This is a genomic window from Mucilaginibacter tolerans, assembly GCF_030519375.1.
In the GTDB taxonomy this organism is placed as follows: domain Bacteria; phylum Bacteroidota; class Bacteroidia; order Sphingobacteriales; family Sphingobacteriaceae; genus Mucilaginibacter.
Genome location: NZ_JAUMKB010000021.1, coordinates 55,197 through 75,389 on the forward strand (window position 1 = coordinate 55,197; position 20,193 = coordinate 75,389).

A 20,193-nucleotide genomic window follows, 5' to 3' on the forward strand; every position below is an offset into this window, starting at 1 on the left:
TATGAAAACACTTGTCACCATGTTATTGATCATAGCAGGCGTGCATGCCTTTGCACAGCAATCGCAATCCTGCTCTACTGAACCTCATTCACATGATTTTGATTTCTGGATAGGAGAATGGGATGTGTATCAAACCGGAACTACGACACTTGTGGGTCATAGTATAGTAGAAAGTATATCAGGAGGTTGTGGCATATTGGAAAATTGGACATCAGTGAAAGGAAGTACCGGCAAAAGCATTAACTACTATAATCCGGCAACTGGCAAATGGGAACAGGACTGGATAGGCACAGGTGGTGGACCGCAACGATACCTTAACGGCATTTATAAAGACAGCGTAATGCACTTTACTTACGAGGCGACAGCCAACAATAAACCGGTAACAGGCAATTTTAAATTTTATAATATCGACAAAAATACCGTACGTCAATACCAGGGTGTAAATAATGATGACGGTAAAACAGTTACTGTCTCGTATGATTTTACTTATGTGAGGAAGAAGTTTTAAATATTTGATGGAGAGTATAATAGAAGCAATTGCTCAATTAGACTTATATTTATCTATAAATCCTAAGGTATTCTTTTGACAAATCAGGGTAATTATGAAAGCAAAAATTATGGGCCTTACCATTTGCTGTACGCTTTATTTTACAGCAAAGGCACAGTTAAATCAACGTTTTGATAATACAAATTACAAAGCAATATACTTTAAAGAAGCGTGCAAGCTTCTGGCCAACAACCCTGATCTGATGTTATTGGATGTTAGATCGCCGGGCGAGTATAAGGATAGTAGTCAAAATATCGTCTATAGTATCGGTAGGTTAAAAGGTTCGGTAAACATCTCTATTGATTCGGTCAGCACACGCTTCAACGATCTAAAAGCTTATAAAGACAGGCCCATACTGATCTACTGTTCGCATAGTCAGCGCAGCCGTGTTGTTAGCAAGCTTTTGGCAGATAGTGGATTTAAAAATGTCTATAGTTTAAACGGTGGTATGACCCAGATAAATAGAACCACTATTGCAGATTTTCCATGTAAATCATCATTATACGCCTCAAATCTGCCTTATAAATTAATTGGTGCGGATGATGCAGTCGTATTTATCTGGCACAAGGGCAATGTGATTATTGATGTGCGGCCTGCCGCTCAATTCAATGGAAACGATAGCGCCGGGTATAATAACATCGGCAGGATAAAAAGAGCTATTAATGTGCCATTAAGCACGATTGATAAGGAAATAGCTAACTTAAATGAGTATAAAGAACATCCTATATTGCTGTATGATCTTTCGGGGGCAGATGCGATGCAGGCCGCCGCGAAACTCTCTAAAGCAGGATTTAAAAATGTTAATGTACTTTTTGAAGGCTTTAACGGCTTTTTAGTGAATACACTGTCCTCATCAAAACTTCGTAGTGAATTAATGATTGGCACACCAGCCTTTAAAATTATTGGTGTCAGAGAGACGATAGATCTGGTTAACCAACACTCTGATTTGGTTATTGCAGACCTGCGCCCCGAAAAGGAGTTTGGGAACAAAGCGGAACAGTCCTGGCACAATTTAGGGCATATTAAAAATGCTGTTAATTTTACGCCTGCTCACCTGGTAACTTATTTAAAAAGAAAAGATAAAAAGACTCCCATTTTGATTTATGGGGGATTTTCATCTGCAGCAAAACCAACGCAGGGCCCATCCAACCCTGATTTGACTGACATTTGCAGACAACTTACCTCTGAAGGCTACAGCAATGTTTACTTGCTTTATAACGGCCTGTATTCAGCCGTATGGGAATCGGCAAATGTCGAGAGCAATACCGATGCTGCCGGCATTTTAGTTGATCACGTCGGGTTATACTAATTGGACGAGTAATACTTCTTGTTTAAAACTGAAAGTAAATAAACGCCTTACTCGTTCCCTGGCTCAAAATGATCAGTATCAGCATCCCTGCCCATACAACACTCACTGCCCACCATGGCATCTTTACCACGGTCTTTAAAAAAGTTGTATTCCGCATCGACCAATGAACGATCAGCATAATGCCGATCACTACAAATACCTTAATAATATCCATAGTTAATAATAATGGAGGGCCAGCAGGTGCAAGGCGGCCGGCCATAGAGGCCAGGAGCAGCCCGGCGCCACTAAAAGTTGTTGAGCGAAAAAATACCCATGTGATACAGACCAATATAAAAGTGAGCAACGCGTAAACGAAGCTGGCTGATTTTTTACCGATCAATGGTGGTCCGAAAGATGCCGTAGCAATAAAGGGTTTGGGGACATCTTCAGAAGGTACATTTGATACTTTAGAACGGCTATCGCGAATAGCTTTCTCTATCCATAAATATAAGCCGTGCAAGCCACCCCAGGCCACAAATGTCCAATTAGCACCGTGCCATAAACCACCGATGAGCATAGTGATCATCAGGTTAATATAAGTGCGAAATTTTCCTTTCCGATTGCCGCCCAGCGGGATATACAAATAATCACGTAGCCATAAAGAAAGGGTAATATGCCATCTGCGCCAGAAATCGGAGAACCCGACAGCGCCATAGGGGCACAAGAAGTTCTGCGGCAGAATAAATCCTAAACACAAGGCAACGCCTATAGCTGAAATGGAATACCCCGCAAAATCAAAAAATATCTGCCCGGAAAAGGCAAGCACACCCGCCCAGGCATCAAGCGGCCCCATCGGTCTCCCTGCACCAAAAACCGTATCAGCAGTAGCCGAAAGCAAGGTATCGGCACAAACCACCTTCATGAATAAGCCAAGCGTTAAAAGCATCAGCCCATCCAACAATTGCTGTTTAGTTGCTTTGCGTGGCGTTTCAAACTGTGGTACCAGTTGCGGAGGACGAACAATTGGGCCCGCCACAAGGTGTGGGAAGAAGGTTACAAACAAAGCAAAATCGAGCATTGATTTTACAGGTTCGCTCTTCTTTTTATACATATCTATAGTATAGCACAGCGTTGTAAAAGTGTAAAAGGAGATACCGGCAGGCAATATGATACTAGGCTTAGCCGGATGGAAATCAATGCCTAACAAGTTGGTCAGGTGAACGAAGTTTTCCAGAATAAAGCCACCATATTTAAAGAAGCACAGCATGCCGAGGTTGCCTATTAAGCTGATCACCAGAAGCAGGCGACGTTTGTGGATATTCGGCTGGGTATACAATGCCCTGCCGACAAAGAAATCCACCACAGTTGATAGCCACAATAGCAGAATAAATGGCGGGTTCCAGGCTGCATAGAACAGGTAACTGGCTATCAGGAGGTTTATCTTTTTTGCTCTCCATGATATCGGAAGATTATGCAATAACAGCATAATAGCGAAAAAAGCGACGAAGGTGTATGAGTTAAAAACCATGGCGTGATAAGTTTTGATTTGTTAGGTTAGATGCGGTTTGAGATGGTTGGTTAAAAGCCCAGCCTTTTTCTTTTTCGAGTGCCTGGACAAGGCTCCTGGTATAGACAATTGCACCAGCCGGGCTTAAGTGCGAGAGCTCGGGGCAATCGAGTTTAGCCATATCAGGATAATCCGAAAAAAAGATTCCTTTGCAGCCCGTTTCGGTGAGTAACCTGTCCCAATACAATTTTCGGGGGAACAGATGTTGCTCGGCCCCCCAGAAGAAGCCAGTTGACGGGGTTCGTACAAACAGTACATCGCCGCCTCTTGCCCTGATCTTGTTCACATCATTCTTTACCGACAACATTGTGGAGTCAAGGTCTTTCCCATTCATAGGTGGTGTAGGATCATTTTTCAACAGTCCCCAGATAGCTTTCACCTGGTTTTGCTGGTTGGTGTCAGCTACAAATTCAGGCGTCATCATACATTGCCTGTTGTACATTGTCCGGTCGAAACCCGATGGAAAATCGAGGAATGGGTATACTCCGGGGCGATCTTTTACATGTAATCGACCTAATAGCGCGTTAATAGCATAATGGCCTTCATTTAAAAATACCAGGTGTGCCTCTAAAGGTTTGTCTAATACAAAACTCGCCTTTTGTGCAGGCGTGCGTTTGTGATAATAGGATACAAATTGTTCAGGATAAGAGGTACCGCGATGACTGAAGAACAATACTTCGGTCACATCCACAATCAACTTACCTTTAAAGTTGGGGTCATTAGCCAGATCGGTTAAAAAGAGCCTGGGTGACGATGCCACCATAGCTAACTGGACAGCATGAGTGCCGGTGAGTTTCTCCCATGTTGGAATGTCCAGATCATACTTAATGCGCGATGATCCGGTAAAGACAACTGCTTTGTCGGATGGTTCGTAAGCCATATCACGGCTATGTGCCCATAACTCAGGGCCATCATCATAGCCAACAAAACCGCCTGCATGCCGCAGGTAAAGTTCCAACGAAACAAAGAAAATGAGGACAATGACTACGGCCAGAATGGCCGACTTGCCAGATACATTAGTTCGCATAGCTAAGAAATTAAGGTTCCAAAAAATATTAGTAACAATAAAATCCCGCTAAATGCCATTAAACAATAGCCTTCTATTAATTTAGGGGGAATAAGGGGGCATTAAAATTTATATAAGATATAATAAGATGTTCTAAATTAGGGATTTAAACGTTAAAATCAAATATATTTTAGAATGAATAATAATTATTATTCATCGGTGCATATGAACCCTATATTTAATAGAATAACTAGTAATCAAAATATCTTTATCTTGGTTTCTTAAAGCTTGTCACAAATGAAACGAGTATTCCTTATAGCCACTGTTTTGATCTGCTCCTGTCATTTGGATCGCCGGTCAAACCAAAAAAAGGCAGAAGACATTGCACACCATTACCTTGATTCCGCATTATCCGGAAAAGGCGATTTTAAGACGATCACGTTTGGGAAAGTAGACTCTGTTTTGGATATCACCTCAAAAAGTAAACACATAAAGGGTTGGTCGCTGTATGCTTCGTACCAGGGTAATGATGCTTATGGCGCTTATGAAGTGCATAAAGTGATCTTGAAAATAGATTCAGGTTATTCTAAAGTGATATCGGTTAGCGATTATAAGCCCTAGATCAAGTTGAAATAAGTTGTAGTGGTTGTAGATGTTGTCCAACCAACCCCTGTTCGTTCGTTTTTTAATCTAATGTACTATGAAACAAAGCGAACAAGTTGATTGGGTGGGTTAACTTGGATCAACTATTACAACCACTACAACCTTTCCAACCATATAATCAAACAAATTCCCATCCAAAAATTTGCAATTATATAAGCACTTATATAAATTGCACAATGAATTTCTATGAGAGCCTTGGTTACCTTGTTTTGGGCAGCCGTTTAAGGCGTTTGAGTGAGTCTTTTTTATCTGAAATAAACAAAACCTACCAGTCAGTTGGCATTGAGTTTGATGCCAGCTGGTTCCCGGTGTTTTACCTGTTATTGAACAACGGCACATTGTCCATTAAGGAACTAAGTGATACCATAGGCGTATCTCATCCGGCAGCAAGCCAGCTGGTTGCTAATTTGAAGAATAGAAAATTGATAAAAACCACGACGAGTGCAGATGACGGTCGCCGGCAGTTGGTGCAGCTCACCAAGGCAGGTCATGCATTGTTAGATCGTATCCTGCCGATTTGGGAAGCCTTGAGTCAGACCATGGAAGAGCTTACAAATAGTGAGGCCGAATGTGAGCATTTGTTACCTGCTATTACTGCATTGGAGAATAAATTCCGTTCGATAAGCCTGTCGGAGAAAATAAGTGAAAAGTTATCCACCTTAAAACCTGCCGATCATGGAAAAGTCCTTTAACTATGGTACCGGGCATTTAACTATTGGCACCTGCCTCGATATTGCCTCGGGTAAGGTAAAGGGGATCATTGCTCCTGCTGCTCACGCCAATATCCGTGCATCATGGCTGGAGGTGGGGAAGATTGTTGAAAGAGAAATCCCGGTTTATGGTATCAATACTGGTTTTGGACCGCTTTGTAATACCCATATTCCTGAGAAGGATACCTGTACCCTTCAATATAACCTGCTTAAAAGTCATAGCGTAGGTGTAGGCAAACCCATCCCGACCGAAATTGCTAAACTGATGCTGATCACTAAAGTGCATGCACTGGCGCAGGGTTATTCGGGTATCTCGATGAAAACCATCGAGCGCATCATCTGGCATATTGATAATGATATTATCCCGGTTGTTCCAGAGAAGGGTTCAGTAGGTGCATCTGGTGATTTAGCTCCGTTAGCGCACCTCTTTTTGCCTTTGATCGGCATGGGAGAAGTAGAAGAGAAAGGTAACATCATACCCGCAGCAGAAATGTTGAAAAAGTATCGATTAGAGCCGATTGTTCTTGGCCCTAAAGAAGGCCTGGCATTGATCAATGGAACACAGTTTATTTTATCATTTGCCGTTAAAGCGGTTAAACGCCTGCATCAGGTTTTGCAAACGGCTGATATTATTGGGGCAATGTCGTTAGAAGGGTTGATGGGATCAGCAAGGCCATTCGATCCACGTCTGCACAATATCCGTCCTTTTAAAGGAACCCGGTTTGTAGCACATCGTTTATTTATTTTATTGGAACATTCGGAGATATTAAACTCCCACGTGGATTGCGACCGTGTGCAGGATCCGTATTCTTTACGTTGCATCCCACAAGTACACGGCGCTTCTCGAAATGCCTGGCTGCATCTGAAAGAATTAACCGAGATCGAGCTGAACTCTGTAACCGATAACCCGATTATTTTTAATGCTGACGATACCATAAGCGGTGGAAACTTCCACGGTCAGCCATTGGCATTGCCGTTGGACTATGCAACGGTGGCTGCTGCTGAGATAGGCAATATAGCTGATCGCCGTTGCTACCTGATGAGTGAAGGGCGGTATGGCCTGCCAAAATTATTGACCCCGGATGCAGGTCTGAATTCAGGCTTGATGATCCCACAATATACTACAGCTGCATTGGTAACGGAGAATAAAACACTATGCTTCCCCGCAAGTGCCGATAGCGTACCGACATCTTTGGGCCAGGAGGACCACGTTTCAATGGGCTCCATAAGCGGGCGAAAGCTGCACCAGGTGTTAGATAATATCGAATACATTCAGGCCATCGAACTGTTATATGCTGTGCAGGCAATGGACTTCCGCCGACCATTAAAATCGACCCCGGTACTGGAAGCCTGCCACAACTACGTACGCGAGCATGTGCCTTTTATTAATGACGACCGCATTTTTGCCGACGACATCAAACAATTACATAAAATTATCTGCGAGGGTTCATTACTCAAAATAGTGAATACCATTGCCGAGAAAAACGACATAAAACTGGATAATGATGACGAGTTCAGAATTTATTAAAACCTACGCCAACCACCCGGTTTACAAAGCACCGAGAGGAATGCAGTTGCACGCCAAAAGCTGGCAAACCGAAGCACCCTTACGCATGCTGCTCAACAACCTCGATGGCCAGGTAGCCGAAAATCCGGATGAACTGGTAGTATACGGCGGTATAGGTCAGGCCGCGCGAAACCAGGAATCGCTAAGGAAGATCATCGAACTACTGCTTGAACTGGATGAGGAGCATTCCTTACTGATCCAATCAGGTAAGCCGGTTGGTATTATACGCAGTCACCCTGAAGCGCCGCGTGTGCTCATTGCTAACAGTAACCTGGTGCCTGCATGGGCCACCTGGGAGCATTTTAACGAGCTACGAGCCAAAGGCCTGATGATGTTTGGCCAGATGACTGCCGGTAGCTGGATATACATCGGTACCCAAGGTATTTTACAAGGTACTTATGAGACCTTTGCAGAATGCGGTCGCCAGCATTTTAATAATGATTTGAAGGGTAAGCTCATCGTTAGTGCCGGATTAGGCGGAATGGGTGGCGCTCAGCCATTGGCAGCAACTATGGCCGGAGCTGTGTTCCTTGGCGCCGATGTAGATGAGTCGCGCATCCAAAAGCGTGTAGATACCAAATACATCGACCGGATGACCCACTCTTACGAGGAAGCCATAGAATGGGTAAAAGATGCGATGGAATTGGGCGAAGAATTATCGGTAGGACTGGTAAGTGATGCCGGCGATATGCTGGAGCGCCTGATAAAGGATAATATAGTGCCGCACGTGCTTACAGACCAAACCTCGGCCCACGATCCACTGAATGGCTATGTGCCTAACGGTTTGTCGCTCACCCTGGCAGCAGTGCTACGCAGAAGTGATCCGGAGGAATACAAACGCCTTTCCCTTAAAAGCATGGCGCGCCACGTTGGGTTTATGCTCGATTTGCAGGCTATGGGCGCCGTTACTTTTGATTATGGAAATAACCTGCGCGAGTTTGCCCGTCAGGGTGGCGAGCTTGCCGCATTTGACTTTCCTGGTTTTACACCTGCTTATATCCGTCCGCTGTTTTGCGAAGGAAAGGGGCCGTTCCGCTGGGTTGCATTATCCGGTAATCCCGAAGATATTTATACTACAGACCGTGCATTAATGGAGGCTTTTCCAGAAAATAAACATTTGATCAACTGGCTTTATAAAGCCCAAAAGAGGATCGCTTTTCAAGGCTTGCCGGCACGTATATGCTGGCTGGGCATGGGAGAGCGCGAGAAGGCAGGATTGATATTTAATGAACTGGTAGCAAGCGGCAAAGTAAAAGGCCCTATCGTTATCGGTCGTGATCACCTGGATTGCGGTTCAGTAGCATCGCCAAACCGCGAAACCGAAGCCATGAAAGACGGTTCAGACGCCGTATCCGACTGGCCGCTGCTCAACCTGATGTCGAACACCTCAGGCGGAGCAACCTGGGTATCGTTCCATCACGGTGGCGGGGTAGGGATGGGTTACTCGCAGCATGCAGGTATGGTAGTAGTAGCTGACGGCACAGAACGCGCAGCAAGGTGCCTGAAGCGGGTATTATACAATGATCCGGCAATGGGCATATTCCGTCATGTTGATGCGGGGTATGAACAAGCGGAGGAGACAGCAGAGAAGTTTGGGTTGAAGATATAGTTGATTAATCGAACCGTCATTGCGAGGAGTGAGCGACGAAGCAATCCCAAACTATACAGAGCAAATAAAGAGGTGTAGAACCTGCATTAGCCGCTCTGCAAATCGGGGATTGCTTCGTCCCTCGCAATGACGTGATGGTAAGGTGTTCGTTCGTTCTTTTTGTAACAAGTACAATGAAACAACGCGAACAAAAAATATTTAAAAGAAGATGAAAAAACTCATCGGTCCATTTACACAAATACTTCCTTTATCGGGATTACCGGTAAAAGAACCCATTGCGGATGATGCTTTACAGATCATCCCGCAAGGTGGCATATTGACTGAAAATGGATTAATAGCAGAAGTCGGAGATTTTGGGACCCTAAGAAAATCAAACCCTCAAGCTGAAATCGAAGAAATACAAGGCGACCATATTTTACTTCCCGGCTTTATAGACTGCCATACACACCTATGCTTTGCAGGTAGCCGGGCAAAAGATTATGCCCTGCGAATAGCAGGTAAAAGCTATCTCGAAATTGCCAGATCAGGTGGTGGTATTTGGGATTCGGTGACTCAAACCAGAGCCGCGAGTAAATATTTATTGGCGGGTTTCCTGGTCGATAGAGTAAAGAGACATTTGAGAAATGGCGTGACTACTATCGAAGTGAAAACTGGATATGGATTGAGCATTGAACAGGAACTAAAACAATTGGAGGCTATCAAAATAGCGGCTGATAACGTCAGAGCCGATCTGATCCCAACCTGCCTTGCTACCCACATTTTACCAAAAGACTTTAATGGTCCCGTAGAAGAATATTTGGAGTTGATATTGAACAAACTTCTTCCCAAAATAAAACAAGAGAACCTGGCTAACCGGGTAGATATATTTATTGAAGACGGCGCTTTCAGCACCGCCGATGCTGCCTGCTATCTGGAGGTGGCTAAGAAAATGGGCTTTGATATCACCGTTCATGCCGACCAGTTCAGCACGGGCGGCAGTGAGGTAGCGGTGACTGTCGGTGCCGTATCTGCCGATCATCTCGAGGCCAGCGGAGAACAAGAAATTAAACGATTAGCTGCTTCCGAAACGGTTGCAGTTGCATTGCCGGGCGCATCCTTAGGTTTGGGTATGGGTTTTGCCCCTGCGCGAAAATTATTAAACGCAGGGGCGTGCCTGGCCATCGCCAGTGACTGGAACCCCGGCTCGGCTCCAATGGGCGATCTGCTGCTGCAAGCATCGGTACTAAGCGCCTACGAAAAGCTAACCACCGCCGAAACTTTTGCAGCCCTAACCTTCCGCGCTGCCAAAGCACTAAATTTGTACGATCGTGGCGTGTTAGAAACAGGTAAACTGGCCGACATGCAAGCCTACCCATGTGCTGATTACAGGGAAATACTGTATCACCAGGGAAGGCTGAAACCGGATAAGGTTTGGAAAGCATCTGAACAGTTGATTTGAATGATTAAAAGGATAAGAATATAAAAAAACCGTCATTGCGAGGATAAGGTGTTCGTTCGTTTTCTATCAACAACATCAACGAACAAATCGCCATTGACTATTGACTATTGACAAATAAACCAACATGCAACTCATAGAATGTGTTCCCAATTTCAGTGAAGGCCGCGACCCGCATATCATCAAGCAGATCACCGATGCGGTGGAAGCTGTGGAGGGTGTGCGACTGCTGAATGTTGATCCCGGCAAAGCCACCAACCGCACCGTGGTAACCTTTGTGGGCGAACCAGAGCGGGTAATCGAAGCGGCTTACCAGGCTATAAAAAAAGCAGGTGAAGTGATCGACATGAGCAAACATACCGGCGAGCATCCCCGCATGGGTGCTACCGATGTTTGTCCGCTGATACCCATCAGTAACATCAGCATGGAGGAGACGGCGGAGTATGCAAAGCGGTTGGCGGAACGCGTAGGAACAGAATTAAATCTACCTGTTTACCTGTATGAATATGCCCAGCCCGATAATAGCAGAAGCAACCTGTCGGTGATCCGTGCGGGAGAGTATGAAGGATTTTTTAAGAAAATAAAACAACCGGAGTGGAAGCCCGACTTCGGTCCGACGGAGTTTGATGCCAGGCGTGGGGCAACGGTTATCGGTGCGCGCGATTTCCTTGTCGCTTATAACGTCAACCTCAATACTACCTCGGTACGTCGTGCTAATTCCATCGCTTTTGATGTGAGGGAAGCAGGTCGAGTAATGCGTGAGGGCGATCCGGTAACAGGTAAAATAATTACTGATGCAAAAGGCAAACCGCGCTCTATCCCCGGTTCGCTTAAATCGGTAAAGGCTATTGGCTGGTATATCGAGGAGTATGGCATCGCGCAGATTTCCATGAACCTCACCAATATCGAGGTAACGCCCGTGCACAAAGCGTTCGACGAGGTGTGCATCAAAGCCAACGAGCGCGGTATCCGTGTAACCGGCAGCGAATTGGTGGGCCTCATCCCCCTCAAATCCATGCTGGATGCAGGACGGTATTTTTTGGCCAAGCAACAGCGGTCGACGGGGGTCAGCGAGAAGGAACTTATCCGCATCGCCATCAAATCAATGGGACTGGATGAACTGGCGCCCTTCCACCCTGAAGAACGGATAATAGAATATCTTTTAAAAGACAAGGCTGGCAGCAAGCTTATCGGCATGAGCCTCGCCGACTTTGCCGACGAAACGGCCAGCGAGAGCCCGGCACCGGGTGGTGGATCCATCTCAGCTTATGTGGGTGCGCTTGGTGCGTCGCTGGCGGCTATGGTTGCCAACCTGTCGTCGCATAAACGGGGTTGGGACGACCGCTGGAAGGAGTTCAGCGGCTGGGCCGAACGCGGTCAGCATTTTAAAAACGAGTTAGTCCGACTGGTGGACCAGGATACCCTCGCCTTTAACCAGATCATGACGGCATTTGCCCTGCCCAAAGCCACCGACGAGGAGAAGACCGCACGCACCGAAGCCATACAGCAGGCCACCAAACTGGCCATCGAGGTGCCTTTCCAGGTGATGAAGGCCGCATACCAGAGCATGGAAGTGATCAGGGCGATGGCCGAAACGGGCAACCCCAATTCGGTAACCGACGCCGGCGTGGCCGCGTTGTGTGCCCGCACCGCTGTGTTAGGCGCCTTCATGAATGTGAAAGTAAACGCCACCGGCTACAACGACAAAACCTACTTGCAAGAGATCCTCAACGAAGGCGAAGCCCTCCAGCAAATGGCCATCGACCGTGAAGCAGAGATCATCGCGCTAGTGAACGGGAAGATTGGGTAAGGTCATTAGTCATTAGTCATTGGTCGATAGTCCATGGATTTCATTGCAATAGTCTACCATGGTCTATGGACTATCAACTATGGACTAAAGGGTGTCACACTGAGCCTGTCGAAGTGCGGTGCGTGGGGTACTACTACATATCTTTGGGCATGGCCCTGCGGGTCAGGCTAGGAGACTTGTCCCGATGCCTATCGGGATCATACTGCTCAGGCATTGGCCACGGGCAGGTATCCGCTACTATCCTTCACGCGTTTTGTTCGTTCGCTAAGCGGGTGGTAAACGAACAAAGTGAACACATTACGGGGGCGTCATCACGTACTACGTATAACCTATTCGCCAGGCCCATCCTCATCAACCTCCAATTGAAACAACTCCTCCACCGTGGTGCCAAAAACCTTCGCCATCCGCAAGGCAAGCAACGTGGATGGGATAAATTTCCCAGTTTCGATAGAATTTAGACCCTGCCTCGATATCCCGATGTGTTTTGCAAGGTCCGCTTGTGTCCAGTTTTTTTTAGCGCGTTCAACCTTTATGGTGTTTTTCATACGCCGTATTTCCTTTTCGAAATTAACCAACCAATAATATAAAACAGCCAGCAATAGCCCACCATGAATCCATAGCCGAACCAGCCTGGGTTGGATATGCCGCACAGCTCCAGCAAAAACAGGAGCATCAGCAACATGGCCGTCAACGAAAAGCCGATTACAACGGCTTCCAATTGCACCCGTTGCTTCACTTCGTCCATTGCCGAAATGGCTTTGATGTATTTATAAATAAAAATGGCGAAAGTAATAACTGGCACCAGCGCAATAATTACCGAAACCGACTGCCCGGCTACCTTATGCTTTAACAGCCATGATGCCGGCAAATAAGTGGCTCCGTAAATGAGCGCAAAGATAATAGACTGTTGGTTTAGGGATTTTTTGGATTGTTCCATAATCTTTAATGTTTAATTAAGGCAAAGATAAGTAAACATTTCATAATGTCAAGCAAAGTAGACAAAAAGTCTATAATAGTAGCTATTTGAATAGCCGAGAGGTTGTACGTTTTATGTGGGTACGAGTCCATAGCCCATGGTCGATAGTCCATGGATTTGATTACGATAGCTTACTATTGACCATTGACTATGTGCCCCAAACAATCGCAAATCACCGCTGTTGTTAAGCATAGACATTCCCCATTTAACCTTCCTGACCTATGCAAAAACGCTTACTGATCATCGATGACGATGAAGACATCCGCTTAATGCTCAAAGTGTTTTTTGAACCCCGTGATTACATCGTATCCACTCTGGGCAAAGTGGACGACATATTTGAGGCCTACAATAAATATCAGCCCGACCTGATATTGCTGGACTATAAAATGCCCGAAGGAAATGGCGACAAAATTTGCCATCAATTAAAAAGCAACCCCGGTACTTTTCATGTCCCTGTTATCATGATCTCAGGCTTCCCTAAATCTATGCTTGAAAAGAATCATCATGGTTGGGACGGCGTCCTATCCAAACCCTTCGACCTGCCAACACTGGAGGCAACCGTAAAAAGATTTTTAAACAGGCGGGTATAGGCAATTTAGTGGCGGTATTTGGGATTATACGTGGAATTGTTCATCTCACGGGGTAAACAACTTCCAATGCCCCTCCGAGATAACTTCGACGTTGCCATCTACCACTTTAATAGCCGTCTGATCGTCGATCAGGTAGGATGGTACCGGTACCGTAGCGGCCAGCTTTTCCAGGTTAGCCATGGAATTCTTAGGGAACCACTCGTGATCCAGATGCGGGTGCAGGGCAAAATCAACCAAGCCCAGCGATTTGTCGCTTTCTGGTGGCAGCGTATGGTGCCCGTAGGTGGTACCATAACGGGTCATGATCATACTTCCGGCGCTCAGGCCTACGTATACCGTCTTGCGCAGCAGCGAGGGCAACAGGTCTGCCAGTCCGGATTGCTGCATCCAGTAAGTCAGGTATTGGCAGTCGCCGCCACCAAACAGCAGGGCGTCGGTCTCCTGTAGCATAGGCACCCAAAGCTCTTGCCTGACGCTGGGCAGAGCAGTAAGCTCCAGCACTCCCAGCGACTTCCACCCCAATTCGCAGAAAGGGTCGCCTAATGATCCGCAGATCACCCTTCGTGCAATGTCGCCACCGTTGGGGTAGGCGTATATTGCGGTAGGGACAAAGAGGGCGCTCGCCCCGGCGATAGGTTTGCCGAGGAGTTCAATCAGCGCCTGGCGAATGCTCCCATTACTGATACCGGCGGAAGTGAGAAGAAGCTTCATAATTTATGCTTATTCCGTTAGTGTCATTGTCCACGTCCCTTTGTTCGCAAGACCGATAATTAACAATAGTCCCACTAAAGTAAAACCAGCTTTAAATCTCCATTGCCCGCTAATTGATTTCCCATCATCCGAAAACGTACCTGTGTAATAAATATTCGGATGTTTTTTGTTAAATGTTTTCCGGGCTCCGTTTATCGGATTCAGCGTTGTCATTATGGGCATTTGCTTTACAAAATACACTTCATTCCCGGTTACATGACCAGTAATTTCTCCTATGCCTTCTGTCCCTCCGGTTGCGAGGTCATCCTGAACGGTGCCGGCAAAGTGATCATTATTTATCTCTATAATAGAGATCTCAAATTTGGTCCCTTCACGTCTTAATTCGTGGTGGATTTTATTATTATACTTATACAGCCCTTTCCAGGTACCTTTTTTAATCATGTGGATATGGTTTAAATAATTTTAAAGGTAACTAATTCCGCTTAAAATCCTTCACGCGTTTTGTTCGTTCGTTCGCTAAGCGGGCGGTAAACGAACAGAGTGAAACACTTTACCGGGGCGTCATTGCGATGAACGGCCTGAGCGGTGAAGATGCAATCTCCGAACTGTACAGGGCGGACGGAAAGGTATTCGTGCGCATTTGACTTGCATAGTCTGGAGATTGCTTCGTTCCTCGCAATGACGCTTTTTTTAAAGTGTTTGGTTTGAACCAACCTGCACCACTTAACAAACGAACGAACAAAACCACCACCCTGTCATTGCGAGAAACGGCCTGATGCGGTGAGGAAGCAATTGCGAACTGTGCATCTTCGCCCTGTATAGTACGCGGTTGCTTCGTATCCTCGCAATGACATGGTTTATGAATTCATGCCATGTTCACCTTGTCCTACCCATTCACATACTCGCGCTGCCATGGAGTAGTTGCAAACTACTGGTATATTGCATCCGAATAAGAGATTTCGGACAGCGAGGTAAAGATCACTTAACGATGTACGAGACCCAAACTGTTGTTAAAAACTAAAGTTCATCCAATTAGAAAGGTTAGTACCTTGGAAGTTGCCATAACTATCACGGAAAAATACTATACTATGGTCGTTGATGGTAAATACATCGTGGTAGTATGGGTGCAGATAGCTTTCACCCCATTTAAAAAACACAGTTTTCTTTGTTGTGTCCCCAACGTACCCGCTTATTACGCATTGAGTAAATAGGGGTAGTTGAGTAATAAAAATTGTCCCTGTTCTGGCACCGGGTAGCAGTGTTCCAACAGGATGTGCATCCGTTTGTGATTCGGAGTTGACCACTATTTTTGTAATCGGCTCAGAGGATGCATTTACAAACTCAACACTTCCCGATCCTGGATAAACGAAAACTTTTTTTGATGTGCTGCCGCCATTAGTTGTCAGCTTAATAGTATAATTTCCTTCTGCTAAATACTCATGTCTTGCGTGCAAACCGGTATCAGTTGTATTGTCTCCCCAATCCCATCTATAAGTTTCACTTTTACTACCTGTGGTATCAATTATTCGGGGAAAGACAAACTCGTGCTCATATATGGTATCCAGCAGCAAAGCAAATACTTTCGGTTTGGCTTGCGGAGTTGGTGAAGTGACAGTTTTTTTGCAGGAAAAGAATACAATACAAAAAAGTGATAAGATTAATAAGGTTTTATTCATTTTCTAAAAGTAGCAAATTTAATTAAATCTAAAAACTGATATTCTTAACGCGGGAAGTAACTTCAATTCCCCTTAACTGGCGCGGGTATGACGGGTCCGGCCAAGCGTAAAGGGTCGTGACTACCTGTTCACCCTGTCCCACCAAATCCCTGATCAGCAAACGAACAAAATAACCATCCTGTCATTGCGGGAAACGGTCTGATGCGGTGACTAAGCAATCGCGAACTATGCAAAATCGGCAAGCAAACCCCACTTCCTCCATCCGGCTTTCCCATCCTTCTTCCAACTTCCAACCTCCGGCAGGATCTGATGTGAAGGAGTTGAATGCGAAAATTGTGGGAAATATTACCCCACTTAAAAATGTTCAGGGAGTGTGGCACGGGGTGTCCTGCCAGAGTCCGCAGCTATGCCGTAAGCGATAATATTTTGTGGCATGATTGTTAGATGTATAGCTATACAGCTACCTGATAGTTCGTTTAAAAAATTAAATAAAATTATCATGTTAGTCCAAACCAAACTTTATTTCACGATGGCTATCAGCGGGTTGGTAGCTCTCGGCGGTTGCCATAATCTGAACGATGGCGGTGTCGACATTAAAAATAGTACTAACGGACCTATTAGCACTACGAAAATAAACCCGCAAACAACTACAGCAACGTGTGATTTTGATGTTAGCGACACCAGCCTGACTAATCACGGCTGGACAAAAGCTTTTGATGATGAGTTTACAGGGGATCTTTCAAACTGGTATGTCCTGGTAGGCGGTTTACACGGCGAATTACAGTGTAATGAAGCAGCAAACGCCCAAATAGTAAATGGAGTTTTGCAAATAACAGCGAAACGTGAGACGGTTAGCGGCCCGAAAACAGTAAATAATGATACTACTGCATCGTTTGATTTTACTTCGGCCTGGCTCAGCACAAAGCAGTCTTTTTCGGCAAATAGTACAACACCAAAGGTTCGCCTGGTTGCAAGGATAAAGGTAGCCACGGGCTATGGGGTTACTTCGTTGTTCTGGACCTACGGTAACGGAGTATGGCCCACAACCGGCGAGATCGACTGCGTTGAAGCACAGGGTAATACCACCAAAATGTATTCGACCGACTATGCCTATGGTACAACGCCCGGTCATAGTTTAGTTTCTGGAAGTCTTTTATACAATCCTACCAGCAGCGACCTGGCCTCTTGTTACCACGTGTACGTCATGGAGTGGACGCAAAATTCACTTAACTCCTACCTCGACGGAAACCTGGTTGAAATGAAAACCACAGTTGGCGCAGGCGGGCACATAAATAACCTTTTTGGTACATCACAGTATGTTTCGCTAAATGTACCTGTAGGAGGCTGGTTTTACGACAAGCATCTGAATCCGGCTGACATACAATGCGGCACAATGTATGTTGACTATGTGAAGGTGTTCACTTCAAAATAATGATCTTACTAAAGGTTGATAGGCCTATGCTATACCCGCCAACTGGCGTGAGTATGGCGGGCTGGGCTAAGTGTGCAAATGCTGCTGTTGAATACCTGTTCGCCTTGTCTCACCACATTCCTGCTCAGCAAACGAACGAACAAAATCACCATTGATGGAGAATGAAATTATGATAAAGCACTGGTCTGGGTAAAATAAATACAAACTGATCACCTGCAATATCTATCCAGGAGCCATTTCTCCGTCCCATTCTTTTTAGCCCGTTTAGCTGATCGGCGAACAATCAGCGAAAGCAATGACATCCAGCCACTGGCATTTGAATCCGACATGATTAATACCACGGCAAGATGGGCGAAGTTATTGGGCTTACCATTTTTATCCGAAAAACCATCTTCGGCAAGTCCGTACATTATTTTTATAAAGTTTTCCATTCCGGCATGCCCGGGTTCAAGGGTGATGTGAAATTTCACCATATCGTTTGTTTCGTTATAGAACCGGTGATTGGTTCCGGCCGGAACAAGGACTGAATCCCCAACATTAAGGGTCCTTTTATTTTTCCCCACCTGCATGTATAAAACTCCTTCTTTCACTTCAAATTTTTCGGAAAAGGCATTATGATAATGTAACGGAGGGCCGTTGCTCTTACCCAAATCTATTTCCATAAGCGTATATGCGCCATTGGTTTCTGCGGAAGTTTTTATAAACGTAGCAGAATCATTAATTGCGGGGTTAACAAAAGTTCTCTTTTCCATGGGTTGTTGATGATTAAATACCTTTTGGGTAATAAAGCCTTGAATGCAAGGTACATCTATATAAATAGGTATCCTAAATCAATTCCGTTTAAAATAGCAGTACGGTTTAAATAACTGTGCGTAGCTCTTTGTGTTTCATGTGGTTGTAACATGATGGCTCGTTTATTGCTAAGTTATGTGATCGAATTATTGCCAACATAAATAAACCAAAGAATATAGCATGATTTATCCTACTGATACGTATTGGAAGAAGAGCCGCGCAGATATATTTTGGGCCGAAATAGCCCCATGTGATCATGTGGTACAAATTTATGAGAACCAGGATGTTTTTCTGGACTCACTGTCGGGTTTTGTAGGCGGGGGTATAAATGCCGGGGAGTGCGTAATTGTAATTGCCACCGCCGTGCACCTGCATGCTTTAAAGGACAAACTCGAAAGTTTTGGCATTAAAGTAGACAGTTTGATTGATGACGACCGCTTTATTGCCGTGGATGCCGAAGAAACGCTTGCGAAATTTATGGTGGATGGCTGGCCCAATGAGGAGCTGTTTATCAAAACCGTATCGAAACTGATAGATAAGGCTGGTTTGAAACAACGCCGGGTTCGAGCTTTTGGCGAAATGGTGGCGGTTTTGTGGGCGCAGGGCAATGCCGGTGCAACTGTGAACCTGGAGTATTTATGGAACCGCTTTTGCGAAAAGCAATCGTTTTGCCTGTTCTGTGCCTATCCTAAAAGCGGGTTCACGCACGATATCAACCAATCGATAGATGATATCTGTGGCTGCCATAGCAAAATGATCGATGGTAACCAGCAGTCGCTCACGCACGTGCTTTATAAAAATACGAATTGAGAACTAGTGTAGAGACGCTACGCATTGCGTCTCTACGATCTATAGTTGGCAAACGTATAATGTTAAAAATGGAATCTCACAAATGCCTCCATCGCCTGGTATTCAGCCAATCCCAGCCGGTCATAAGCCTGAGCCGTTTCCCGGTTACGGTCTTCGGCCCTTACCCAGAACTCCCTTGCATCATCACCCGGGAACACCGCCCTGTCTTTCTGCGACTGGTGTTTGAAGATGGCATTACGTTTTCTGAGTACTTCCTGTGGTGATAACGGCACGGCCATTTCGATTTCGTAAGTTTCAAACTCTTTCCATGCGCCGCGGTACATCCATACCCAGCAGTCTTTTACCCAGTCCTCGGTTGCTCTGAGTTTTCTTAAGGCGGCTATGACAATGTTAAAGCAAACTAAGTGCGTACCATGCGGATCGGCAAAGTCGCCTGCCACGAATACCTGCTGCGGTTTTATTTTTTGTAATAGCTCCATGGTTAACTGCACATCCTTTTCTGTTACCGGGCTCTTTTGTGTTTTGCCGGTCTCATAAAACGGCAATGCCTGGAAGTGGATATGGTCGTCATCCAGTCCTGCATATCGTGCTCCGGAGATGGCCTCTGTTTTCCGGATAAAACCTTTTACATCCCTGATCTCCAGTGTATCGATCTGGTTGGGTTGTTTCTGGGCAAAGAAGGTACGCATATCTTCATACAGTTTTTTCAGATGCGAGTTATCATCGCCTATGCTCTGGTTAAAGTCGATGGCAAACTCCATGTAACGCAGTACATCATCATCCCATACGGCGGTATTCCCCGAGGTTTGGTAGGCCACATGCACATCATGTCCCTGGTCTACCAGGCGGATGAAGGTTCCACCCATCGAGATCACATCATCATCCGGGTGCGGGGAGAAGATGATGGAACGTTTTTTGGCAGGCAAGGCCCTTTCTGGACGTTGTGAGTCATCTGCATTGGGTTTTCCTCCCGGCCAGCCGGTAATGGTATGCTGTATCTGGTT

General features: G+C 45.5%; 22 protein-coding genes. 13 read left to right on the forward strand and 9 right to left on the reverse strand.

Annotated elements, in window-relative coordinates; genetic code table 11:
- The first annotated feature begins 1 nt into the window (after position 1).
- Together Q3A68_RS20840 and Q3A68_RS20845 are read left to right on the forward strand one after the other, a co-directional pair.
- Positions 2–508 carry a hypothetical protein gene (locus tag Q3A68_RS20840; protein ID WP_302903069.1) on the forward strand — a complete coding sequence of 169 codons (507 nt, stop codon included), beginning with the start codon at positions 2–4 and terminating at the stop codon, positions 506–508.
- Positions 509–602: 94 nt separating this feature from the next.
- Positions 603–1,856, forward strand: coding sequence for a rhodanese-like domain-containing protein (locus Q3A68_RS20845; RefSeq protein WP_302903070.1), 1,254 nt, complete (start codon positions 603–605; stop codon positions 1,854–1,856).
- Between the two features lie 22 nt (positions 1,857–1,878).
- Here Q3A68_RS20845 and Q3A68_RS20850 read toward each other — a convergent pair whose 3' ends face one another.
- Both Q3A68_RS20850 and Q3A68_RS20855 read right to left on the reverse strand, forming a co-directional pair.
- Positions 1,879–3,363: an MBOAT family O-acyltransferase gene (locus tag Q3A68_RS20850; RefSeq protein WP_302903071.1), complete on the reverse strand. Its 1,485-nt coding sequence runs from the start codon at positions 3,361–3,363 to the stop codon at positions 1,879–1,881.
- Positions 3,353–4,429 (reverse strand): hypothetical protein, encoded by a 1,077-nt coding sequence (locus Q3A68_RS20855; RefSeq protein ID WP_302903072.1) that lies wholly within the window; start codon positions 4,427–4,429, stop codon positions 3,353–3,355. Before Q3A68_RS20855 ends, Q3A68_RS20850 begins: the two co-directional genes overlap by 11 nt.
- Positions 4,430–4,705: 276 nt before the next feature.
- On the opposite strand from Q3A68_RS20855, the gene Q3A68_RS20860 reads away from it, so the two are divergent.
- From Q3A68_RS20860 to ftcD, 6 genes are all read left to right on the forward strand, one after another.
- Positions 4,706–5,029 carry a hypothetical protein gene (locus Q3A68_RS20860; protein WP_302903073.1) on the forward strand — a complete coding sequence of 108 codons (324 nt, stop codon included), beginning with the start codon at positions 4,706–4,708 and terminating at the stop codon, positions 5,027–5,029.
- A gap of 218 nt (positions 5,030–5,247) precedes the next feature.
- A complete protein-coding gene (locus Q3A68_RS20865; RefSeq protein WP_302903074.1) occupies positions 5,248–5,763 on the forward strand; it encodes a MarR family winged helix-turn-helix transcriptional regulator in 516 nt (171 codons plus the stop codon).
- A complete protein-coding gene (hutH, locus tag Q3A68_RS20870; protein ID WP_302903075.1) occupies positions 5,747–7,309 on the forward strand; it encodes a histidine ammonia-lyase in 1,563 nt (520 codons plus the stop codon). Before Q3A68_RS20865 ends, hutH begins: the two co-directional genes overlap by 17 nt.
- Positions 7,284–8,957, forward strand: coding sequence for a urocanate hydratase (hutU, locus tag Q3A68_RS20875; RefSeq protein ID WP_302903076.1), 1,674 nt, complete (start codon positions 7,284–7,286; stop codon positions 8,955–8,957). Before hutH ends, hutU begins: the two co-directional genes overlap by 26 nt.
- A 208-nt stretch (positions 8,958–9,165) precedes the next feature.
- Positions 9,166–10,395, forward strand: a complete 1,230-nt coding sequence (gene hutI / locus Q3A68_RS20880) for an imidazolonepropionase (protein ID WP_302903077.1) — start codon at positions 9,166–9,168, stop codon at positions 10,393–10,395.
- A 124-nt stretch (positions 10,396–10,519) separates the two neighbouring features.
- On the forward strand, positions 10,520–12,202 hold the full coding sequence (gene ftcD, locus Q3A68_RS20885) for a glutamate formimidoyltransferase (protein ID WP_302903078.1): 1,683 nt from the start codon (positions 10,520–10,522) through the stop codon (positions 12,200–12,202).
- Positions 12,203–12,531: 329 nt separating this feature from the next.
- Here the strand turns inward: ftcD and Q3A68_RS20890 are convergent, their stop codons facing one another.
- Both Q3A68_RS20890 and Q3A68_RS20895 read right to left on the reverse strand, forming a co-directional pair.
- Positions 12,532–12,747: a helix-turn-helix transcriptional regulator gene (locus tag Q3A68_RS20890; protein WP_302903079.1), complete on the reverse strand. Its 216-nt coding sequence runs from the start codon at positions 12,745–12,747 to the stop codon at positions 12,532–12,534.
- Positions 12,744–13,139, reverse strand: a complete 396-nt coding sequence (locus Q3A68_RS20895) for a hypothetical protein (RefSeq protein ID WP_302903080.1) — start codon at positions 13,137–13,139, stop codon at positions 12,744–12,746. Before Q3A68_RS20895 ends, Q3A68_RS20890 begins: the two co-directional genes overlap by 4 nt.
- 260 nt (positions 13,140–13,399) lie before the next feature.
- On the opposite strand from Q3A68_RS20895, the gene Q3A68_RS20900 reads away from it, so the two are divergent.
- Complete coding sequence (locus Q3A68_RS20900; RefSeq protein ID WP_302903081.1) at positions 13,400–13,768, forward strand: response regulator; 369 nt, start codon at positions 13,400–13,402, stop codon at positions 13,766–13,768.
- Positions 13,769–13,813: 45 nt separating this feature from the next.
- Here the strand turns inward: Q3A68_RS20900 and Q3A68_RS20905 are convergent, their stop codons facing one another.
- From Q3A68_RS20905 to Q3A68_RS20915, 3 genes are all read right to left on the reverse strand, one after another.
- Positions 13,814–14,479, reverse strand: a complete 666-nt coding sequence (locus tag Q3A68_RS20905; protein WP_302903082.1) for a Type 1 glutamine amidotransferase-like domain-containing protein — start codon at positions 14,477–14,479, stop codon at positions 13,814–13,816.
- Between the two features lie 9 nt (positions 14,480–14,488).
- Positions 14,489–14,920: a hypothetical protein gene (locus tag Q3A68_RS20910; protein WP_302903083.1), complete on the reverse strand. Its 432-nt coding sequence runs from the start codon at positions 14,918–14,920 to the stop codon at positions 14,489–14,491.
- Positions 14,921–15,489: 569 nt separating this feature from the next.
- Positions 15,490–16,155 (reverse strand): PKD domain-containing protein, encoded by a 666-nt coding sequence (locus Q3A68_RS20915; RefSeq protein ID WP_302903084.1) that lies wholly within the window; start codon positions 16,153–16,155, stop codon positions 15,490–15,492.
- A gap of 227 nt (positions 16,156–16,382) precedes the next feature.
- Between Q3A68_RS20915 and Q3A68_RS20920 the strand changes: the two genes are divergently transcribed.
- The 3 genes from Q3A68_RS20920 to Q3A68_RS20930 all read left to right on the forward strand — a co-directional run bounded on the left by Q3A68_RS20920 (position 16,383) and on the right by Q3A68_RS20930 (position 17,742).
- Positions 16,383–16,577 (forward strand): hypothetical protein, encoded by a 195-nt coding sequence (locus Q3A68_RS20920; protein ID WP_302903085.1) that lies wholly within the window; start codon positions 16,383–16,385, stop codon positions 16,575–16,577.
- A gap of 77 nt (positions 16,578–16,654) precedes the next feature.
- On the forward strand, positions 16,655–17,587 hold the full coding sequence (locus Q3A68_RS20925; RefSeq protein ID WP_302903086.1) for a glycoside hydrolase family 16 protein: 933 nt from the start codon (positions 16,655–16,657) through the stop codon (positions 17,585–17,587).
- Positions 17,587–17,742 (forward strand): hypothetical protein, encoded by a 156-nt coding sequence (locus tag Q3A68_RS20930; protein WP_302903087.1) that lies wholly within the window; start codon positions 17,587–17,589, stop codon positions 17,740–17,742. Before Q3A68_RS20925 ends, Q3A68_RS20930 begins: the two co-directional genes overlap by 1 nt.
- A 54-nt stretch (positions 17,743–17,796) precedes the next feature.
- Here the strand turns inward: Q3A68_RS20930 and Q3A68_RS20935 are convergent, their stop codons facing one another.
- A complete protein-coding gene (locus Q3A68_RS20935; protein ID WP_302903088.1) occupies positions 17,797–18,339 on the reverse strand; it encodes a cupin domain-containing protein in 543 nt (180 codons plus the stop codon).
- 220 nt (positions 18,340–18,559) lie between these two features.
- Between Q3A68_RS20935 and Q3A68_RS20940 the strand changes: the two genes are divergently transcribed.
- Positions 18,560–19,189 (forward strand): MEDS domain-containing protein, encoded by a 630-nt coding sequence (locus Q3A68_RS20940; RefSeq protein ID WP_302903089.1) that lies wholly within the window; start codon positions 18,560–18,562, stop codon positions 19,187–19,189.
- A gap of 62 nt (positions 19,190–19,251) precedes the next feature.
- Here Q3A68_RS20940 and Q3A68_RS20945 read toward each other — a convergent pair.
- The coding region (locus Q3A68_RS20945) for a PIG-L family deacetylase (protein WP_302903090.1) at positions 19,252–20,193 on the reverse strand (942 nt) is incomplete at its 5' end.

Coding starts and splice junctions, on each gene's coding strand:
- Q3A68_RS20840 (WP_302903069.1), top strand. CDS start 2: ATGAAAACACTTGTCACCATGTTATTGATCATAGCAGGCGTGCATGCC.
- Q3A68_RS20845 (WP_302903070.1), top strand. CDS start 603: ATGAAAGCAAAAATTATGGGCCTTACCATTTGCTGTACGCTTTATTTT.
- Q3A68_RS20850 (WP_302903071.1), bottom strand. CDS start 3,363: ATGGTTTTTAACTCATACACCTTCGTCGCTTTTTTCGCTATTATGCTG.
- Q3A68_RS20855 (WP_302903072.1), bottom strand. CDS start 4,429: ATGCGAACTAATGTATCTGGCAAGTCGGCCATTCTGGCCGTAGTCATT.
- Q3A68_RS20860 (WP_302903073.1), top strand. CDS start 4,706: ATGAAACGAGTATTCCTTATAGCCACTGTTTTGATCTGCTCCTGTCAT.
- Q3A68_RS20865 (WP_302903074.1), top strand. CDS start 5,248: ATGAATTTCTATGAGAGCCTTGGTTACCTTGTTTTGGGCAGCCGTTTA.
- hutH (WP_302903075.1), top strand. CDS start 5,747: ATGGAAAAGTCCTTTAACTATGGTACCGGGCATTTAACTATTGGCACC.
- hutU (WP_302903076.1), top strand. CDS start 7,284: ATGATGACGAGTTCAGAATTTATTAAAACCTACGCCAACCACCCGGTT.
- hutI (WP_302903077.1), top strand. CDS start 9,166: ATGAAAAAACTCATCGGTCCATTTACACAAATACTTCCTTTATCGGGA.
- ftcD (WP_302903078.1), top strand. CDS start 10,520: ATGCAACTCATAGAATGTGTTCCCAATTTCAGTGAAGGCCGCGACCCG.
- Q3A68_RS20890 (WP_302903079.1), bottom strand. CDS start 12,747: ATGAAAAACACCATAAAGGTTGAACGCGCTAAAAAAAACTGGACACAA.
- Q3A68_RS20895 (WP_302903080.1), bottom strand. CDS start 13,139: ATGGAACAATCCAAAAAATCCCTAAACCAACAGTCTATTATCTTTGCG.
- Q3A68_RS20900 (WP_302903081.1), top strand. CDS start 13,400: ATGCAAAAACGCTTACTGATCATCGATGACGATGAAGACATCCGCTTA.
- Q3A68_RS20905 (WP_302903082.1), bottom strand. CDS start 14,479: ATGAAGCTTCTTCTCACTTCCGCCGGTATCAGTAATGGGAGCATTCGC.
- Q3A68_RS20910 (WP_302903083.1), bottom strand. CDS start 14,920: ATGATTAAAAAAGGTACCTGGAAAGGGCTGTATAAGTATAATAATAAA.
- Q3A68_RS20915 (WP_302903084.1), bottom strand. CDS start 16,155: ATGAATAAAACCTTATTAATCTTATCACTTTTTTGTATTGTATTCTTT.
- Q3A68_RS20920 (WP_302903085.1), top strand. CDS start 16,383: ATGCAAAATCGGCAAGCAAACCCCACTTCCTCCATCCGGCTTTCCCAT.
- Q3A68_RS20925 (WP_302903086.1), top strand. CDS start 16,655: ATGTTAGTCCAAACCAAACTTTATTTCACGATGGCTATCAGCGGGTTG.
- Q3A68_RS20930 (WP_302903087.1), top strand. CDS start 17,587: ATGATCTTACTAAAGGTTGATAGGCCTATGCTATACCCGCCAACTGGC.
- Q3A68_RS20935 (WP_302903088.1), bottom strand. CDS start 18,339: ATGGAAAAGAGAACTTTTGTTAACCCCGCAATTAATGATTCTGCTACG.
- Q3A68_RS20940 (WP_302903089.1), top strand. CDS start 18,560: ATGATTTATCCTACTGATACGTATTGGAAGAAGAGCCGCGCAGATATA.